16 protein-coding genes and 4 pseudogenes are annotated in these 15,682 nt (G+C 61.2%); 5 read left to right on the forward strand and 15 right to left on the reverse strand.

What is annotated here, in order from left to right; genetic code table 11:
• Positions 1 to 716: 716 nt before the first annotated feature.
• From QNO18_RS23980 to QNO18_RS23995, 4 genes are read right to left on the reverse strand one after another with little or no spacing between them, the layout of a single operon-like run.
• The gene (locus QNO18_RS23980) at positions 717 to 881 is read right to left on the reverse strand and encodes a hypothetical protein (protein WP_283179979.1); all 165 of its coding nucleotides are present in this window, start codon (positions 879 to 881) and stop codon (positions 717 to 719) included.
• Positions 882 to 885: 4 nt separating this feature from the next.
• Positions 886 to 1,074, reverse strand: coding sequence for a hypothetical protein (locus tag QNO18_RS23985; protein WP_283179980.1), 189 nt, complete (start codon positions 1,072 to 1,074; stop codon positions 886 to 888).
• A 13-nt stretch (positions 1,075 to 1,087) separates the two neighbouring features.
• The gene (locus tag QNO18_RS23990) at positions 1,088 to 2,443 is read right to left on the reverse strand and encodes a condensation domain-containing protein (protein WP_283179981.1); all 1,356 of its coding nucleotides are present in this window, start codon (positions 2,441 to 2,443) and stop codon (positions 1,088 to 1,090) included.
• Positions 2,433 to 3,359: a condensation domain-containing protein gene (locus QNO18_RS23995; RefSeq protein WP_283179982.1), complete on the reverse strand. Its 927-nt coding sequence runs from the start codon at positions 3,357 to 3,359 to the stop codon at positions 2,433 to 2,435. Before QNO18_RS23995 ends, QNO18_RS23990 begins: the two co-directional genes overlap by 11 nt.
• A gap of 367 nt (positions 3,360 to 3,726) precedes the next feature.
• Here QNO18_RS23995 and QNO18_RS24000 point away from each other — a divergent pair, with 367 nt between their 5' ends.
• Positions 3,727 to 4,779: an acyltransferase gene (locus tag QNO18_RS24000; protein ID WP_283179983.1), complete on the forward strand. Its 1,053-nt coding sequence runs from the start codon at positions 3,727 to 3,729 to the stop codon at positions 4,777 to 4,779.
• A gap of 784 nt (positions 4,780 to 5,563) precedes the next feature.
• Here QNO18_RS24000 and QNO18_RS24005 read toward each other — a convergent pair.
• Positions 5,564 to 5,889 (reverse strand): annotated as a pseudogene (locus QNO18_RS24005) (transposase); the annotation flags it as partial.
• Positions 5,890 to 5,946: 57 nt separating this feature from the next.
• On the opposite strand from QNO18_RS24005, the pseudogene QNO18_RS24010 reads away from it, so the two are divergent.
• Positions 5,947 to 6,646: pseudogene (locus tag QNO18_RS24010) on the forward strand (DDE-type integrase/transposase/recombinase); the annotation flags it as partial.
• Between the two features lie 35 nt (positions 6,647 to 6,681).
• On the opposite strand, the gene QNO18_RS24015 reads toward QNO18_RS24010, so the two are convergent.
• Both QNO18_RS24015 and QNO18_RS24020 read right to left on the reverse strand, forming a co-directional pair.
• Positions 6,682 to 7,503 (reverse strand): IS3 family transposase, encoded by an 822-nt coding sequence (locus tag QNO18_RS24015; RefSeq protein WP_283176385.1) that lies wholly within the window; start codon positions 7,501 to 7,503, stop codon positions 6,682 to 6,684.
• Positions 7,500 to 7,817 carry a transposase gene (locus QNO18_RS24020; RefSeq protein ID WP_283176386.1) on the reverse strand — a complete coding sequence of 106 codons (318 nt, stop codon included), beginning with the start codon at positions 7,815 to 7,817 and terminating at the stop codon, positions 7,500 to 7,502. Before QNO18_RS24020 ends, QNO18_RS24015 begins: the two co-directional genes overlap by 4 nt.
• A gap of 331 nt (positions 7,818 to 8,148) precedes the next feature.
• Here QNO18_RS24020 and QNO18_RS24025 point away from each other — a divergent pair.
• Positions 8,149 to 8,597 (forward strand): annotated as a pseudogene (locus QNO18_RS24025) (transposase); the annotation flags it as partial.
• A 567-nt stretch (positions 8,598 to 9,164) separates the two neighbouring features.
• Here QNO18_RS24025 and QNO18_RS24030 read toward each other — a convergent pair.
• The 5 genes and pseudogenes from QNO18_RS24030 to QNO18_RS24050 all read right to left on the reverse strand — a co-directional run bounded on the left by QNO18_RS24030 (position 9,165) and on the right by QNO18_RS24050 (position 12,171).
• A complete protein-coding gene (locus QNO18_RS24030; RefSeq protein WP_283179984.1) occupies positions 9,165 to 9,530 on the reverse strand; it encodes a hypothetical protein in 366 nt (121 codons plus the stop codon).
• Positions 9,527 to 9,973, reverse strand: a complete 447-nt coding sequence (locus QNO18_RS24035; RefSeq protein ID WP_283179985.1) for a sulfotransferase — start codon at positions 9,971 to 9,973, stop codon at positions 9,527 to 9,529. Before QNO18_RS24035 ends, QNO18_RS24030 begins: the two co-directional genes overlap by 4 nt.
• Positions 9,970 to 10,422: a hypothetical protein gene (locus tag QNO18_RS24040; RefSeq protein ID WP_283179986.1), complete on the reverse strand. Its 453-nt coding sequence runs from the start codon at positions 10,420 to 10,422 to the stop codon at positions 9,970 to 9,972. The genes QNO18_RS24035 and QNO18_RS24040 overlap by 4 nt, the downstream gene beginning before the upstream one ends.
• The gene (locus tag QNO18_RS24045; RefSeq protein ID WP_283179987.1) at positions 10,386 to 10,736 is read right to left on the reverse strand and encodes a hypothetical protein; all 351 of its coding nucleotides are present in this window, start codon (positions 10,734 to 10,736) and stop codon (positions 10,386 to 10,388) included. The genes QNO18_RS24040 and QNO18_RS24045 overlap by 37 nt, the downstream gene beginning before the upstream one ends.
• 519 nt (positions 10,737 to 11,255) lie before the next feature.
• Positions 11,256 to 12,171: pseudogene (locus tag QNO18_RS24050) on the reverse strand (IS5 family transposase).
• Between the two features lie 21 nt (positions 12,172 to 12,192).
• Between QNO18_RS24050 and QNO18_RS24055 the strand changes: the two are divergent.
• Positions 12,193 to 13,125 (forward strand): IS5 family transposase, encoded by a 933-nt coding sequence (locus QNO18_RS24055; RefSeq protein ID WP_283179988.1) that lies wholly within the window; start codon positions 12,193 to 12,195, stop codon positions 13,123 to 13,125.
• Positions 13,126 to 13,164: 39 nt separating this feature from the next.
• Positions 13,165 to 13,668, forward strand: coding sequence for a hypothetical protein (locus QNO18_RS24060; protein ID WP_283179989.1), 504 nt, complete (start codon positions 13,165 to 13,167; stop codon positions 13,666 to 13,668).
• Between the two features lie 749 nt (positions 13,669 to 14,417).
• On the opposite strand, the gene QNO18_RS24065 is transcribed toward QNO18_RS24060, so the two are convergent.
• The 3 genes from QNO18_RS24065 to QNO18_RS24075 all read right to left on the reverse strand — a co-directional run bounded on the left by QNO18_RS24065 (position 14,418) and on the right by QNO18_RS24075 (position 15,579).
• Complete coding sequence (locus QNO18_RS24065) at positions 14,418 to 14,834, reverse strand: type II toxin-antitoxin system VapC family toxin (RefSeq protein WP_283179990.1); 417 nt, start codon at positions 14,832 to 14,834, stop codon at positions 14,418 to 14,420.
• A complete protein-coding gene (locus QNO18_RS24070) occupies positions 14,834 to 15,073 on the reverse strand; it encodes a type II toxin-antitoxin system VapB family antitoxin (protein WP_283179991.1) in 240 nt (79 codons plus the stop codon). Before QNO18_RS24070 ends, QNO18_RS24065 begins: the two co-directional genes overlap by 1 nt.
• A gap of 281 nt (positions 15,074 to 15,354) precedes the next feature.
• Complete coding sequence (locus QNO18_RS24075; protein ID WP_283179992.1) at positions 15,355 to 15,579, reverse strand: hypothetical protein; 225 nt, start codon at positions 15,577 to 15,579, stop codon at positions 15,355 to 15,357.
• Between the last annotated feature and the right edge of the window lie 103 nt (positions 15,580 to 15,682).

Here is a 15,682-nt window from a genome sequence, read left to right on the forward strand (position 1 = left end):
GTCAGCATTCTGCGCCTCATAAAACAGGTACAGCCGACCCTCGTGATCAAAGAGGAACGGGTCCGCCATGGCATGGCGAAGTCGCGGCAGTGGCTCTGCCGAGCGGGGCGCGAGGTCGGCGATACCGCCTGAGCCTGCGGCCAGCGCCCAGAAGCTCCCGCCCGCGCGACCTCTTCTCGCGGAGCCGCGTCAGGCGCGGGCCGCAATCTGGCCGACCGTCGCTGTGCCATAGCCCAGCACGGCCGCGAGGCCCGAAGAGCGGGCGGGTGCAGGGGCGCAACGGGCGGGGCAGCTGATCCAGGGCCGCAAGGCGCAGCGCCTTTATCAATAAGAGCCCTGCCTTTTCCGTCAGAAAACACGCGTTGAGACTGGTCAGCGCCTTGGGGTTAAAGCCCGGCGCAGGATGTCATGCGCCCCGTACATCGCCCTGTCCATTGTCCGAGCGGTGACGGAGACCGGCAGCAGGCCGGTTGGGTCCGATGATCGGGGAAGCAGTCTCTCGGGCAGGGCACCCGGTGGCAGACCCGCGAATGAGAGCGACCATTCCCCCATCGGGCAGGCGGCCAGATCCGCCGGTGGCAGCGCGCAAAGATCCAGCGCCAGCGCCAGATCAGCGCTTGCCCCCTTTGCCGTTTTGCGCGGCAGGTCCCGCACCAGTGTTCGGGCGGCCGTGGGGTCCGGAAGCGGCAGCCGCCGGTGCAGCAGCGCCCCTTCGGTCAGGAGCAGCCCCGCAGCGCCAGCGCGGGATCGGGGAGCCCCCGTGGCACACCGGGGATCAGAGCCACCAGCTGCAGCAGCGGATCGCGCGAGATGCGGTCGATGATCCGGGCCTGCCAGGGGGCGGGTTGCCAGTCCGGCGCGGCGACAAGGGCGATGCGCAAGGCCCTAACCCGGCTGTGCCGCGGCGATCCGGCCCATCCTTGTTTCGATCACCCGCAGGATGCCCTCATAGCCGCTGCGCGACAGCGCGTCGCCATGCCATCCCGAAACCGGGAAGACCGGCGTATCCGGTGCCAGCAGATCGTCCCAGCCCATCCGCCCGCCCGCGTTAAGCCGCGCCTGTTCTTCGGTCACGAACAGGAGCACCTCACCCGTATAGGCGGGAAATGGTAGTCACGGGTCTGTCTGACCATGACATCCACAACCGCTGCGACATGTTGTTCCATCTCGGCGCCCCCCCATGCTGGCCGAATGCCGCCATTAGGCGCCGCGTCAGGCGGAACTGACGCAGATACTCTCCGGTCGGGATCCTGCCGCGCAGCCGCAGCCGGGTGAAATAGCTCAGCCGAGCCAGTCGCCGACGCAGCGCATGGCGCAACCGCCGCCCGGCGGGCAGGCGGCGTGCGACCCCGGGCGCCCAGGTGTCGATCATCGCGACCATGGGTGGCGCACACCCCGCCTGCTCCAGCAGTTGCGCGATGCGCAGGGCCAGCCGTCCGTCGACACAGAGCCCGAAGAGGATCAGCGGACGCTTGCCATAGATTTGCCGGATCAGCGCCGCCGCCTCCTGCATGGCGGCTTCGAACCCAAGATCGGCCTCGCGCATCAGCGCCTCGGCGCCGGGGATTGCGAGATTAGCCAGGGTGGCCCGGGCCCTGATCTGGCGGGTCACCGACTGGAACAGAAAGGTCTGGTTCAGTGTAAGCAACACCGGGGCAGGGGCGAGCTCGCGCTGGAATTCGATCAGCTGCCAGATGGGGTTTCCCGTCGCTTCGGCCCGGCCCTCGGCCAGACAGTTGGCCAGCCCGTCAAAGCTGGGGTCTTCAAGGAATTGCGCCAGCGAGGGGCGCTTGCCAAATTCTTCCTGCACCGCCGACAGCATCCGCAGGGCCAGAACCGAATAGCCGCCAAGATCAAAGAAATTGCCGCGGACCGCAGTTTCTTCGCGCGCCAGCACAGAAGCCCAGATCCGGGCAAGCCGCAGATCATGGGCCGGGGGAACGGCAAAGGGTGCGGGAGCGGGAGCGGGAGCCTGGCTTTCCGGTGCGGCGACTCCCGGCGCGGTCACCTCCGGCATCGGGCCGGGCAGGTCGGAGATGCGGGTTGCGGGGCGATCCAGCATCAGCTGCAGCACGGTTGCGTAAAGATCCACCAGCGCCCCTGCGGTTTCTGCACTGAACATCGCGGCGTTGTAATCGAGCGCAATGCGCCAGCCCGAACTGCGCCCGATTACATTGATGTTCAGATCATACAGCGAGCCTGGTGAATGCGAGGGAACTGAGACCAGCGCCAAGGCTCCGTAATTCTTTTCCCGCAGAAACACCCGTTGCAGGTTGAACATAACCGAGACCAGCGGAATGCGCAGCGGATCGCGCGGAGGATTGATGCGCGCCACTAGCCGGTCAAACGGCAGGACCGCATGTTCCATTGCGAAGGCCAGTTCATCCCTTGTGCGGGCAATCTGATCCTGCAGCGTGGCCCCCTCGGCCAGGTCAAAGCGCAAAACAAACAAGCGGGTTGGTGAAGATGCCGATCAGCGGTTCAAGATCGGATTCGTCCCGCCCGGCAATCTGGATCGCATAGCTGACATCCTGCCGTCCGGTGAAGCGTGCCAGGGCCGCCGTCACCGCGGCCGTGCCAAGTGCGAAGACCGAAGCGTCATTCTGGCGGGCGGCTTCGGCGCTGCGCTGCTCGAAACCGGCGGGCAGGTCGCGGCCAACGCTGCCCGAGGCAGGCGGCACCCGGCGGCGCGAATAATCACCCGGCACCTCAAAATACGTCATGCCTTGCAGGTGGTCTGCCCAGATCTCAGCCTCGGCCGCAAGGGTCCCGCAGCGGTCAAGATCCTGTTGCCACAAGGCGTAATCGCCATATTGCAGCGGCAGGGGCGGCAGGTCGGGCTTCTCTCCGGCGATAAGCGCGGCCAGGATGGTGCCGAATTCATGGCCCAGAATCCCGATGGAGAAACCGTCGAACACGCTGTTATGCGCGGCGATCAGCAGGGTCACCCGGTCCTGGCCGGTCCGCACCAGCGCGACCCGCATCAGCCCGGCTGCGGTCAGCTCGAAGCGTTCGGCCGCGTGCTCAACCGCAATCGCCCGGATCCGGGCCTCCTGATCCGGGCCTGGCATCGCGCGGATGTCGAACCGGGCCAGCCGAAAGGCGATATGGCCCAGCACCTCTTGCTGAGGGTCCTTGTCGAGACTGCCAAAACGGCTGCGCAGGATCTCATGCCGGTCGGTGATACGCTGGAACGCTTCTTCCACCAGATCATCAGGGACGGCGCCACGGATTTCCCACCGCACAGCAAGATTCAGCCCCTTCGTTCCGGGGCTCACCTGCTCCATCACCAGACATCGCTGCTGATTGACCGAGACCGGAAAGCGCGCGATCACGGCTGTGTCTTCCTGGGCCTTCATTCCTTTGTCTCCCGGTAATACGAACCTTTGAAAAAAGGGCGTCTCAGGCAGATGTAGTAAGGATATTCAGCGCATGTTCATCTTTTGCGGATCCGTCTGAAGCAGGCGGCTCGCGTCAGGATCGTTCCGCGGCAAAGAATAACGGGAATCGCCATGGTTTCATAGCGGAAAGGCGGGCGGATCCGGACTGTTGCGAGGCGAAAAACGCAGGAATTTCTGACCGACAGTTGCGGCTTTGGATTCGCCATAACAGGCCTGATGCGCTAGCCTGTCGGAACAGCCGCAGCTTTGCCCGCAAAGGCACCCATCTTCGCGCGGTTCTGCGGGAGAGCACCATGTCTGCTGCTGCAAGTTCTGCCCGGCCAGAATGCCCCCCCAACACCATCTTCATGGCCTCGACCTTCTGCGCTTTTTCGCTGCCGTGCTGGTGCTGCTGAACCATTTCGCCGTCTATCGGGCCAGTGTGCCGGAGGTGACGCTCGTGCCGGACGCGCGCGCCTGGCCCTGGCTGGCGCCGATGATCGGCACCGGGGCGGTCGGCGTTGAGATCTTCTTCGTCATCTCGGGCTTTGTCATCGCGATGAGCGCGGAGGGCCGCAGCGGTGCCCGGGGTGCGGCGCGCTTTGTCATGGCGCGGGGCTGGCGCATCTTGCCTGCCCTGTGGATTTCCGGTGCGATCAGCGTAGCAGCACTCTGGCTGACGGGGGCTGATCTTCTGCCCCTGCTGCCCCGATTCCTGCACTCGGCGCTGCTGTTGCCGGTTGGGCCCTATATCGACGGGGTCGTGTGGTCCCTGGTCGTCGAGGCGGTGTTCTACACCTGGATCGCGCTGGTCATCCTTTGCGGTCGCACAGGACGGCTGCTGCGTGTGGCACTGGTGATCGGAGGCCTCAGCGCGGTGCATCTGGCCCTGCTGCTCTGGGCCACTCTGGGTGGGATGGAAGTGCTTCAGGCCCTGCTGGGCCGTTTCCCCTTTAAGCTTCTGTTGTTGCAACACGGGGTGTTCTTCGCGCTTGGCATGATGATCCATGGCTCGCGGCGTGCCCGGCCCGACATCGGCATGCTTTGCGCCATGGGCGTGTTTGCAGCGCTTGGCCTCGTAGACATTGCGCTGCAGGCCGGGGCTGGAGTGGGCGCAAGGGTGGCGTCGGTCCTGATTTGGCTTCTGTCGCTGGCAGTGCTGATCAGGTCTCTGCACTGGGATGCGCCGCGCCGGATGCAGCCGGTCCTGCGTTTTCTGGGGGATCTGAGCTATCCGTTGTATCTGAACCACTACACCACGGGCATGGCGGTGACGTTTCTGCTGCATCGCGCCGGCCTATCCGGGGGAGTGGCCCTTTGTGCTGCGCTGGTCGCGGTGGGTCTAATAGGCGTTCTGGTTCTGCGAGCCGAGCGGGCGGCGCGCGCGCGCAGTAGGTGACACCGCACCGCGCACGCCCGGGCCGTTGCGCAGGCTGATCCCTGGTTTTCTGCCTGAGCGGCCAACAGCGACAGCGCGAGCATCTGTCAGATCGGCATTGCCTGACTCAGGGCGGACTATCTGGTCGAGGCGTGGGCTGTTTATGTCAATCCGGGCACAGATCTCTCGGCCTTCAATTCCCGGCTGCATGGAAGCGGACCCAATGAGGCGCGTGGCGCTCCGGGTTTCACGCCGGTGATTGCGGCGCTGGCGCCGTTGCTCGACAGGCATCAGGTGATCCAACACAGCGATTTTGATCGGCGGGCGATTTTGGGCGCCTGTTCCGTGGCGGCCTGGATCCGTCGCGCTGGCGCTGGCACGACAGTGTCAGGATAGCGCGCTACGCCTGGCCCGAGTTCCGCGGCAACGGCGGCCATGGTCTCGCCCATCTGAAGGAGCGACCGAATCTCGTTTTTGAACACCATGATGCCGGAGAGGACGCGCGCGCGGCTGCACTGGTTGTCCTGGAGGCTGAAGCATGCACGGGGATGACGGTCGAGAAACTATTGAAAAATTGATCTGCCAGCCTTGGACAGAAGGCTAGGCCGCAAGTTCCGGAGGGGACTGCCGGACTCATGATGCAAAGGCAAGAATTTCTGGAAGTGCGTCCCCGCAACCAAAACAAATTGCGAACTGCCCGCCAAAAGGCGGGATTTTTGCGTTCCAAAGAAATCGTCAGAATGCCCGCCAGATCGCCTCGGACCTCAATCTGAAGTTCACCGCTCACCGTGTCCGGTGTCAGGACGATGGCTTTCTTCCTGCCCTTCCGGCCGGGGATGCATGCCTTTATCCCTTTGTCTTTTAACGCATCTCTGAACCAGTCAGCATCGTATCCCCGGTCGGCCAGCATCCATTCTGCCTGCGGCAGGCTGCTCAGCATGGCAGCGGCTCCGGTGTAGCCGCTGACGGGGCCTGCGGTGACGAACAAACGGATCGGGCGGCCCTGAGCATCGGCGACGGCATGAAGCTTCGTGTTCATCCCACCCTTCGTGCGCCCGATCAGCCTGCCGCGCGCCCCTTTTTTAACCGCAGGCTGGAGGCCGTGCGATGCGCTTTCAGATAAGTCGCATCGTGTTTGATCGCACGGTTTGATGGTGCGATCCTTTCTCTGGAGTGGAAGGATACCCTATGGGACAAGTTCGACACGGCAGCGCCAAGACCAACGCACGCTGTCCGAGCAGCAATACAGCGATCGCAAGCTTCGCTCGCGCAGTTGAGCCGTGAGTTGGGCATCAATCCCAAGACCGTTGCGAAGTGGCGCAAGCGGGCGAGCGTCGAGGATATGAAGACGGGGCCTTCGGAGCCACGATCCACTGTCCTAACCGAGGCGGAAGAAGCAATGGCCGTAGCATTCCGCCGCCATACGCTGCTGCCATTGGATGACTGCCTTTACGCCCTGCAGCCATCCATTCCCCATCTGACCCGATCCGCGCTGCACCGCTGCCTGCAGCGCCACGGCATCTCGCGCCTGCCTGATATGGAGGGCGACAAGCCGAAGCGGTCGAAGTTCAAACGCTACCCGATCGGCTTCTTCCACATCGACATCGCTGAGGTGCAGACCGCTGAAGGCAAACTATATTTGTTCGTCGGCATCGACCGCACGAGCAAGTTCGCCGTGACCCAACTCGTCGATAAAGCTGACAGGAAGACAGCCTGGGAATTCCTTCAGCACATGCTCGAAGCCGTGCCTTATCAGGTTCACACCATTCTCACCGACAACGGCATTCAGTTCGCAGAGCAGCCTCGCAACCGGAACACCATCTGTTCCCGGCCGATGCGCTTCGACATGATTTGTGAGGCAAACGGGATTGAGCACAGGCTGACCAAGCCCAACCTGTAATGACCCATCAGTTTCTGCTCAAGTTAAGCCGCTAAGGCGAATGCCTGTGCTGGCGTTTTCATCTTCAGCGCCTGATGCGGGCGCTGATGGTTGTAGAAGCCGATCCATTCACCGATCGCGCGGGCGGCGTGCTGGATGCTGTCGAAGCGCTGGCGATGGACGCATTGCTCCTTCAGCGTCCGGATCACGCGCTCGACCATGCCATTTTGTTGCGGGCAATGCGGAGTGATGAACTCCTGCTTCAGCCCGTAGCCGCGCACCAAACCCGTGAACTTGCGACTGGTGAAGACCAGACCATTGTCCGACCGCAGCAGGAATGGCTCTGGCACCCGGCCGAGGGTGCCGAACCGGGTGATCAGCGCATGCTCCAGCGCACTGGCGGCCGTCGTGGCCTTGCCGGATCGGGACAGGTGCCAGCCGAGCAGTTCGCGTGTGTGGCAGTCGATGACGAGGGCAAGGGTAGTCCAGCCGTCGCGCCCGGCCCAGACCCGGCACATGTCGGTCGACCACCGCTCGTTCGGCGCGGCGGCCACCGAAGGGATCGCTTCGATCCGCGGTCGCATGCCCAGAACCCGCTTGCGGACCTGCCAGCCCTTGAGCCGGAAGATCCGCTGAACCGTGTTCTTGTTGAACCCCAGCAGCCAGGCGACCGTGCGGTAGCCGAAGGACGGATTGCTCTCGATCATCGCTTTGATCGGTTCGGCGAAGCGCGCTGCGATCTTCGGCGCCCCCTTCGTCGGCAGATAGTAGACCGTGCGCCGCGGGACGCCAAACCAGGCGCAGAGTTTCGTCAGCGGCACGGCAAACCCTTCCGCGAGCAGGCCCCGGTGAATGCTGCGGATCATTTCTCGTCCTGAGCATCCAGCAGGGCCTGGAACTTTTTTCGCGCACGCAGCTCCAGCATCGCCTCGCCATAGGCCTCCTGCAGGTCCTTCAGCTGCTTCTCGTATTGCTCCCGGATGTCGAGCGGGTTCGCCCGCAGAGAATTCTCCATCCCGCGCTTCGCGTCATCGACCCAACCCTCGATCTCCGAGGGCGACAGATCAGACGACCGGCTCGCCTCCGCAACGGTCGTCTTGCCTTGAATGATCTCGATCACCAGCGCTGTCTTGCGCTTCGCGGTCCACCGTTTGACGCCGTCTTCCATACTCACACTCATTGCTACCTGTCTCCTTATAGCATGAGCAGAAGTTCAGTGGGGCGTTACAGGACAGCTGCATCTCACTCCTGCCGGGATACGTGGCCTTCAGCCAACCCGGGACCTGCTGCGGGGACCAACGTCTCCCGAGCCTGTCCGCTACGATGCCACAGAGAACGGGATCGGTCGCGAGCCGACATGGCTTGGGGCGCAGGGCTTGTTGCGATGCGCGCTCTTCAGCTCGGGATGGCCGATACCGCCGTCGCCCCCAGTTCCCAGCCACTTCGCGGCTGATAGTTGACGGTCCCCATCCCAAGTCACGCGCCAGCTGGCGGAGTGAGGCGCCGACCGCCATGCCGCGTGCGATGGCACGGCCACCGGCGACGTCCGTGCCGTAGAATTCACCTCGACCGACAACGGTGACAGTCCGGTTTTGCCCCACCTGCCTGACCAGATCCCGCCCGATGAGCAGATCGGCACTGTGACCGGCGATGGTGCCTTCGACATCCGCCGCTGCCACACTTCGATCGCCAAGCGCTGCGGAACGGCGGTCATACCCATCCACAGGAACGGACCACAATGGCAGGAGGACCGCCCCGCCGCCAAAGCTCGCAACAAGGTCCTAAAGGCCACGCAGCGCCCTGGCCGAGCCCCGTGGAAACGGTGGTCCGAAATCCCATCGGAAGCAGGATCGAAGCAAAGAGGCGGTGCCTCAAGGCCTTCGGTGAACGCATCCCATTACACGACCCGGACCGCAAGACAGCCGAAGTCCAGATCCGCAGCGCGCTCATGAACTGCTAAAATTTGCTCGTCACTGCCGAGATCTAAATCGAACGCATGGCTTGAACCCAAAGGGTAAAGAGGCGCTTCCGGCCAACGCCTCACCGATAAGTGCAACAATGCCGTGATTATCCCCCAAGTCTACTCCTGTGGTTGAACCTCAAACAGGAGCAGAGTTAAGATCTTCATGGATCGCAAAGGCAGACATGTTAATAACATTTACTGCGATCCGTAAAATCCCGCATAGCCCTAAGCATGTCCATCTTCAACACCTGGGTAGGGCAGGGCCCCCTCAATACAAGCCCTTCGACCCAACGCTATAAGAGCAGAGCGCGCCATCTCTGTCACCCCATAACGCTCAACATATTCCAGGAGGGCCTTCTCCAGTAATCTGGTGAGACACGTATCCATCGCTCAGTAACCTCCCGAAACTATGGTGTATGCCAGCCGTAATCCTGGCATGCGTGCGAACGCACCGGGCATTCGGAGCCGCTCTCGCTTCCCTGATCATGAATGCGCCATATTAATAATAAGTTAACGGCCTCGGCGAGGCAGGATGAAGCATTGCCGACAGAAGCCGTTCCCCACTCAGGTCCGGCTCACAAAATCGGGGCCGAACCTCTCGATCAGAAACTGCCGCTGTGTGGTGAGTTGCTGCTCCAGCAGTGCTCTGACCGAGGCGGGCGGGTTCCCTTGCCCTGTCGCGAAGACCGGCCTGTGAGCGTTAGGGTAATGCCCGAATTCAAGGCCGCAGAACTGCTCGACTTCCTTGAGGAATTCTGTAGGTCTGCTCGCGATATCGCCAAATGCCATATAGGATATTTTCATGCCGCCCGCGTCCCACAAGGGCACATAGCTCCGATAGTCCCCACGGGCATTGATAACCGGGTCGCGAACCGCTTCCAGCCAGCACGCCTCGTCGTGCAAGGGAAGGCCTTTGCGCTTCATATTCATCTTGGCCTGTGAGATCGCCCGCTCCACGGGATCCCTAATAATGTATATGATACTGGATCCTTGAGATACTTCCTCATGAAGGTAATGCCCTCTTCCGGAAGCGTGCAATATTCCGGGGTCACGTCCAGACCGACCCTGTCATCAGGCATCTCACTGAAAACCTTCTTATACCAGGTGCCGTTGAGAATTGGCTCCTCGATCAGGGAACGAAAATGGCTTTCCCGAGCTGCGGTCAGGTTGCCACCCGCGAGGAGCTTTTTGACATTTGATTTAACATGCCATCTCGCCCATTTTTTGCTGTCCTCCACAAACTTGAAATCGAAAAAATGAAGCTCTTTGAAGGGAGGGACCCATACCTGAGGGTGCAGTGACAGGTTCTCATGCAGCCAGGATGTTCCCGCTTTCTGAGCGCCAATGCAGAGAATTCCGGGTAACTGGCTCATGACTGGTTCTTCCTGCCATCGAAGGAGTATGTGAAGTGTGGGTGATCCGAAAAGGGAGGGACAGTGGCAAGGGCGTCTGTGCGCTGGAACACCGTATTGCCTGCAGCGACGGCCGCGATCAGTCGAATAAGGGCAGGAGCGGCGAGCCCGCCCCGCTTCGCGGCATCCAGCACGAGCACGTTGAGGTTAATGAGAATATCGTCCCCGGGGCTGAAACCGAACATTCCTGGAACGCTCTTATTCCTGAACGCATGCGCTTCGGGCGGCCTGTTGCGCCGCCTCGCATGATGCTCCGTCTCATAGATTTTGATGAGATTGCCATAGGTGAACCCCAGGCCACCCGCGATGCGCTCTTCCGGAACCTCACTATGATCATAGAATGTCTGAAGGGCTGAGATCAGCCAGCGGGCGCTCAGATTTTCAACAAGGAAATCGGCTTTCTCTGCCAAAGCCTTCTGAAAAGGTGCCAAGCTTTGCGAGTGTGGGGGGTGTCCCGCCGCAGGTATGAGATCACAACTGCATGCAGGAATTCAAGCTCAGATCGGCCGGCGAAAATCTTTGACAACAGCCTGATCTGATGCGCCATGTCGACCCGTCGGCCATCCTTACTGGATGTCAGCTTTTCGACAGTCATGCTTTCCATTGCATCGAGGTCAACTTTTTCTTCCGGTAGGAAGTCAGCCGTATCCGGAGCGGAGGAAAATCTCCGGCCCAGTCGATCATCAAGGGCCTTCAGCGACTCCGGGATTTTGATTTCCAGCATACTGTATCGCTCCGAGGCCTCTTTTTGCCTTTTCCGGAATGCGCTCGCAGGTGCTCCGTGACCGCTCCGGCCGCTTTCGGACAGAGGCGCTTATCGGTCCGATAGAGCAGTTGATCACAGCTGTTGAGAGCATCTGGTAAAGTTACCATGTGTGATAGCCGCGCCCGGTTGGCCGCACAAGCGAGCTGTCGCAGCGAAGATTTCCCTGAATGCCCCCCGCAAGGCTCCGCTGCGTCAGCTGGGCCTTGCGGGGGGAGGGGCTGGGCGCGCCGATGGCGCGCGCGACGCCCGTGGCGTGGCTTTTTCAGGCCCTCGTAGCGGAATGGCAAGATTCCGATAAATTGGGGTCGATGTAGAGGGAAGGCCCGTCAGGCGAGGTTTGGTGTTATTGGAATATTTCTGACTTTTCATCAGGCTGACGGTCCGCCCTTTGCCGCGAACCGCGTTCTGATGTCGCCTCAACGGGGCTTTGTTGCGCTATTCTGATTGAGGCCGCATGTGCCCCTTTCCCGGCTTGTGTCATCGCATGCGCACGGTCTCGGGCGTCCCGAGTGAAGTGAAGCGGTTCATGAGTGCGATGCGGATCTGAACCTCTGCATCCTGCCTGTCGAAGTCTCTGGCCATGATGCGCTCGCCCAGCAGTTTGAGGCATCTAATTTTGGCCTCCACGCGACTTCGTCGATGATATCCGGACCATTTCTTCCAGTTGGCCCGTCCGAAGCGCTTGCAGGCACGCAGGGCTTCGTTGCGCGCCTGGAGGCTGGATCATGTCCTTCCAGTCCCGGGCATTTCGTCGTGGCGGTATGATGGCATCGGCCGCTCGAGCTGCGATGGCGGCATGGCACCCCTTGGTGTCATAAATGCCGTCGGCGGTGACACTGCCGATCCGCTCATGCACCGGGATCTGCGCCAACAGATCGGGCAGAACAGGCGCATCCCCGATGCGGTTGCTGGTCATCTCGACGGCCCGGACTTCCAGCGTATCAGCATCAACACCTATGTGGATCTTGCGCCACTGGCGACGGCGGCTGGCCCCATGCTTGCGGACCTGCCACTCGCCTTCGCCCGAGAACTTGATTCCGGTGCTGTCCACCAGCAGATGCAGCGGCCCGGACGCCGCACGATACGGGATCTGCACCTTAAGGTGCTTCTGCCTGCGGCAGAGCGTTGTGTAATCTGGCACGGGCCAGTCGAGCCCTGACAGGGCCAGAAGGCTCTCCACAAACCCTGTCGTTTGACGAAGCGGCAACCCGAACATAACTTTGATAGAGAGGCAAAACTGTATGGCCGCCGCCGAAAACCTCTCAGGGTGACCCGCCTTGCCGCTCGGGACCGCGAACCAGGCCATCTCCGGATCAAACCACACCATCAGGGAGCCACGCCGCTTCAGGGAGGCTTTGTTGGGCAAATGCAGCGTAGGATTCACCTCACGAATCCACTCTGTTAGTCAGGCGGTATGAGCAGACCGAAGCCGCCGACTTACCGCACCACGAACTGGCATGACTACAATGCTGCGCTTGCGCGGCGTGGGTCGCTGTCGATCTGGTTTGACCCCAGGACGCAGTGGCTTGCCGCGCCAACCGGCAAGCGTGGTCGTCAGCCCGTCTTCACTTATGCCGCGATCCAGACCTGCCTGACGCTGAAGACCCTGTTCGGACTACCGCTACGGCAGACGACTGGCATGATCGCCAGTCTGCTTGAGCTTGCCGGGCTTGATTGGCCGGTGCCGGACTTCAGCACCCTATGCCGTCGCCAAAAGACCTTGATCGTCCACATCCCCTGCCGCCCCAGCTCAGGCGCTCTGCACCTGCTGATCGACAGCACTGGCGTGAAAGCCGAGGGCGATGGCGAGTGGCTGGCCAAGAAACACGGCCCGTCGAAGCCGCGGGACTGGCGCAAGGTTCACCTCGGGATTGATGCTGAGACGCTGGAAATCCGGGCTATCGAGATCACAGGCAGCCGGATCGGCGATGCGCCCGTTATGCCCGACCTGCTGAACCAGATCCCTGGCGATCAGCCCTTGGGCATGGTCACCGCCGATGGGGCCTATGACACGCGGGCCTGTCACGCCGCCATTGCGGCGCGCGGGGCAGCGGCAGTCATCCCGCCCCGCAGGAACGGCAAGCCGTGGAAGGAACACACGGCAGGGGCGGTCGCGCGCAACAACGCCCTGCGCAGTTGCCGCCGTCTTGGCCGAGCGATCTGGAAACGCTGGGCCGGCTATCACCGACGAAGCCTGGTCGAGGCAAAGATGCGCTGCTTCAAACTCTTGGGAGAGCGCGTCATGTCGCGCGACTTCGACAGACAGGTGGCCGAGCTTCAGATCAGGGCGGCCATCCTGAACCGCTTCACCGCCCTTGGAACGCCCCTCACGCTGCGCGCGGGATAGGTCTGTCAGGGGAAAGGGGAACTCCGGACATAACCGGATTTGCGCAACAAAGCCGGGCAGGGGCGACAGCAGGCCGATCAGGATATTCATGATCGGCTTCGAACGGCGGTCATTATTGCGAAACAGGACCGTATAGCGGCTGACACGCTCCACCACGGTTGCGATATTGGCCGGGCCAAATTCACGCCGGAAAATCATCAGATCCGTTTCCCAATGGCCGAAAACCTCACGCGCCCCGACCAGATCAGGACGATAGCGGATCATGCAACGCTCTGGAAATACAAGGCTTTGTGGCTTGCGAGCATAGCGCGCTTTCCGTTTGCGCCGGCGTTCAGGCAAATGGCGACCAAGCTCCAGGGCTTGACCGTCTTTCGAGTAGACGTAGCTGTAGATCGTCTCGTGGCAGACCCGAGGCAGGTGGCCTTCGTGACGCAAACGGCCAGCGATCTGTTCTGGCGACCAGCCGTCTTTCAACCGATCGATCACAGCCAGGCGCAGGTCATCGTGCCAGATCAGTTTGCGCTGCCGCGACCGTCGCGCTGAAGCCATATGCTGGGCATTCAGGTGCCAATATCCCGTCGCCATCGGCACTTCGGGATCATGCCAGAAATTGCGCCGGATCTCGCGGTGGATGGTCGAGCGATGGCGACCGAGCCGAACCGCGATCTGCGTCATGCTGACTTTGCGGTGCAGCAGCCCGGCGACGATCCGGCGCTCATTAAGGGTGAGATGCGGTGCCAAGCGGGGTTCTCCTCGAATTGCAACAGCCTGAAAACTATGGCGTGTCGCGTTTCTAAATAGAACCCACCCCGCTTACACAGCAGCGTCGCATAAGGGTTATTATGTAAACAAATCAATAATTTACTGATTTTGCGCCATTCCATGGGGTTCTTGAGGTCGCTTGACCACGTGCCCATACCGGCGGTGCGAGCCTATTCCTCTGCGGCCACATAGTCACGGCTGTAGGACCGGCAGGCTACTGCAAGGCCCTTAGCCACCAGCATCGCACCCAGAGTATTGTCAGCTATGCGGCGGACCGCGACAACCCAGGCATACGGTCTATATCGCGCTGTTCGCAGATCACCGTTTTCCCGGCTGTCGGACCATCGAGGCCTGTAGCTGGCAGTCTTGCACGTCTGCCGCCCTTCGGGGCATCCATTCCAAATAGGCGGATCCTCTGACCGTGCATTTCAAGAATGTTCCCGTCGATCACGGAAACCCGGCCTCGCAGGTCTTCAGTCGCAACCGCGGGAAGGCATGACAGCATCAGGCTTGGGGCTATCAACGGAGCTTTAGCCCAAGTCGGTTTTCGCAAAATCATTGCCCTTGTAAAGCAGCGGGATCTTGTATGCCGATGCCATCGCATAGCTGAAACAGTCTCCCATGTTCAGATCGGCAGGATGCCCCGAGACCTTGCCATAGGTGGATGCCGCCTGTACCGCCTGCCGGGCTACGTTAGGGGTGATCATTGCCTCTGTGCAGTCCAGTAGCTTCAGCAGTTCCTCATAGCGTTCTGCCGCCAGCTCTGTGTCTTCAGGCGTGATTTTCTTCCCCCCGCTGCGGCTGCGCGCCAACGATACCACAACCTCATACCGGACGACCGGCGAAGTCGTCGGCTTCTTCTTCGACCCCATGATCTGCCTTACCAGATCCTCGGCATCAGGTTCCTGCAGAAGGATCGCCATCAAAACAGAGCTGTCGAGAAACATCAGATTCCGCCCGACATTTCATCGTCAAACGCCTTCTGGTCGGGCATGGCCCGGAACCCGTCTTCCTTCACCTTGGCCTGAAGGGATGCTATCTGATCGAGGACGGCAGGCTTCGTTTTCGCGCGGTCTATGGCGTCGATAAGTGCTGTCTTGACCGCATCAGTCTTCGTGCTGCCGGTCATGAGGGATAGCTTGATCGCGAGGGTGTCGACCTCTTCACTGCGGATGTAGAGCGGCATGTGAGAATATCCATTTTCACGTTTCTTGAATATTCATATATGCTATCCGTCCGCGCAACACAAATTCCTTCGTGGTGAGGGAAGTACTCTGGCCCCGCCTCGGTGGGGCCGTTCTTTTTCCTGATCTATGCTGGACGAACCCCGGCAAGCCGGGCCGTGCCCTGGTCGTGCGCCGGCTAAACCGGCCGACGACCCGAGCCACAGCACCCTGCCCTCCCTGCCGCTTGAAAACGTCCCGCCATGTCTCGTTGAGCCATGGCGAACCGTAGCGGCATGGTCATTCAGGGCGCGGCGTCTCGGCCCTCACGGGTGATGGTCACTTTCGCTGGTGCAAGTTTCTTGCCGCGCTTGATCTTTGAGCGACGTTCCAGTTCTTTACTAAGCGCAGTTACGATCAGGTCAGACAGCGGCTTCAAATCAAGAAAGTGAAGGGTCGGCGCGTGGATCTGTGTTTTATTTGGCCGGAAATAAGCGGCTGCCTTCCCTTTTTTAGGGTCAGGATTCATAATCAGTAGATGACGATTGCGGCGAGCGCCGCGCCTGCGCGGCTGTGATGGAAGACGTCGGCACCGGGCAAGTTTCCGATATGATCTCGAGAAAGCTGTGAGG

It is taken from the genome of Gemmobacter sp. 24YEA27, assembly GCF_030052995.1.
GTDB lineage: Bacteria > Pseudomonadota > Alphaproteobacteria > Rhodobacterales > Rhodobacteraceae > Pseudogemmobacter.

Bases quoted from the DNA above. Each gene is read 5' to 3' on its own strand.
- QNO18_RS24035 (WP_283179985.1), bottom strand. From the start codon at position 9,973: ATGAGCCAGTTACCCGGAATTCTCTGCATTGGCGCTCAGAAAGCGGGA.
- QNO18_RS24020 (WP_283176386.1), bottom strand. From the start codon at position 7,817: ATGAGTGTGAGTATGGAAGACGGCGTCAAACGGTGGACCGCGAAGCGC.
- QNO18_RS24065 (WP_283179990.1), bottom strand. From the start codon at position 14,834: ATGTTTCTCGACAGCTCTGTTTTGATGGCGATCCTTCTGCAGGAACCT.
- QNO18_RS24055 (WP_283179988.1), top strand. From the start codon at position 12,193: ATGAGCAGACCGAAGCCGCCGACTTACCGCACCACGAACTGGCATGAC.
- QNO18_RS24070 (WP_283179991.1), bottom strand. From the start codon at position 15,073: ATGCCGCTCTACATCCGCAGTGAAGAGGTCGACACCCTCGCGATCAAG.
- QNO18_RS24015 (WP_283176385.1), bottom strand. From the start codon at position 7,503: ATGATCCGCAGCATTCACCGGGGCCTGCTCGCGGAAGGGTTTGCCGTG.
- QNO18_RS24045 (WP_283179987.1), bottom strand. From the start codon at position 10,736: ATGCTGGAAATCAAAATCCCGGAGTCGCTGAAGGCCCTTGATGATCGA.
- QNO18_RS24000 (WP_283179983.1), top strand. From the start codon at position 3,727: ATGCCCCCCCAACACCATCTTCATGGCCTCGACCTTCTGCGCTTTTTC.
- QNO18_RS23995 (WP_283179982.1), bottom strand. From the start codon at position 3,359: ATGAAGGCCCAGGAAGACACAGCCGTGATCGCGCGCTTTCCGGTCTCG.
- QNO18_RS24030 (WP_283179984.1), bottom strand. From the start codon at position 9,530: ATGAATATGAAGCGCAAAGGCCTTCCCTTGCACGACGAGGCGTGCTGG.
- QNO18_RS24075 (WP_283179992.1), bottom strand. From the start codon at position 15,579: ATGAATCCTGACCCTAAAAAAGGGAAGGCAGCCGCTTATTTCCGGCCA.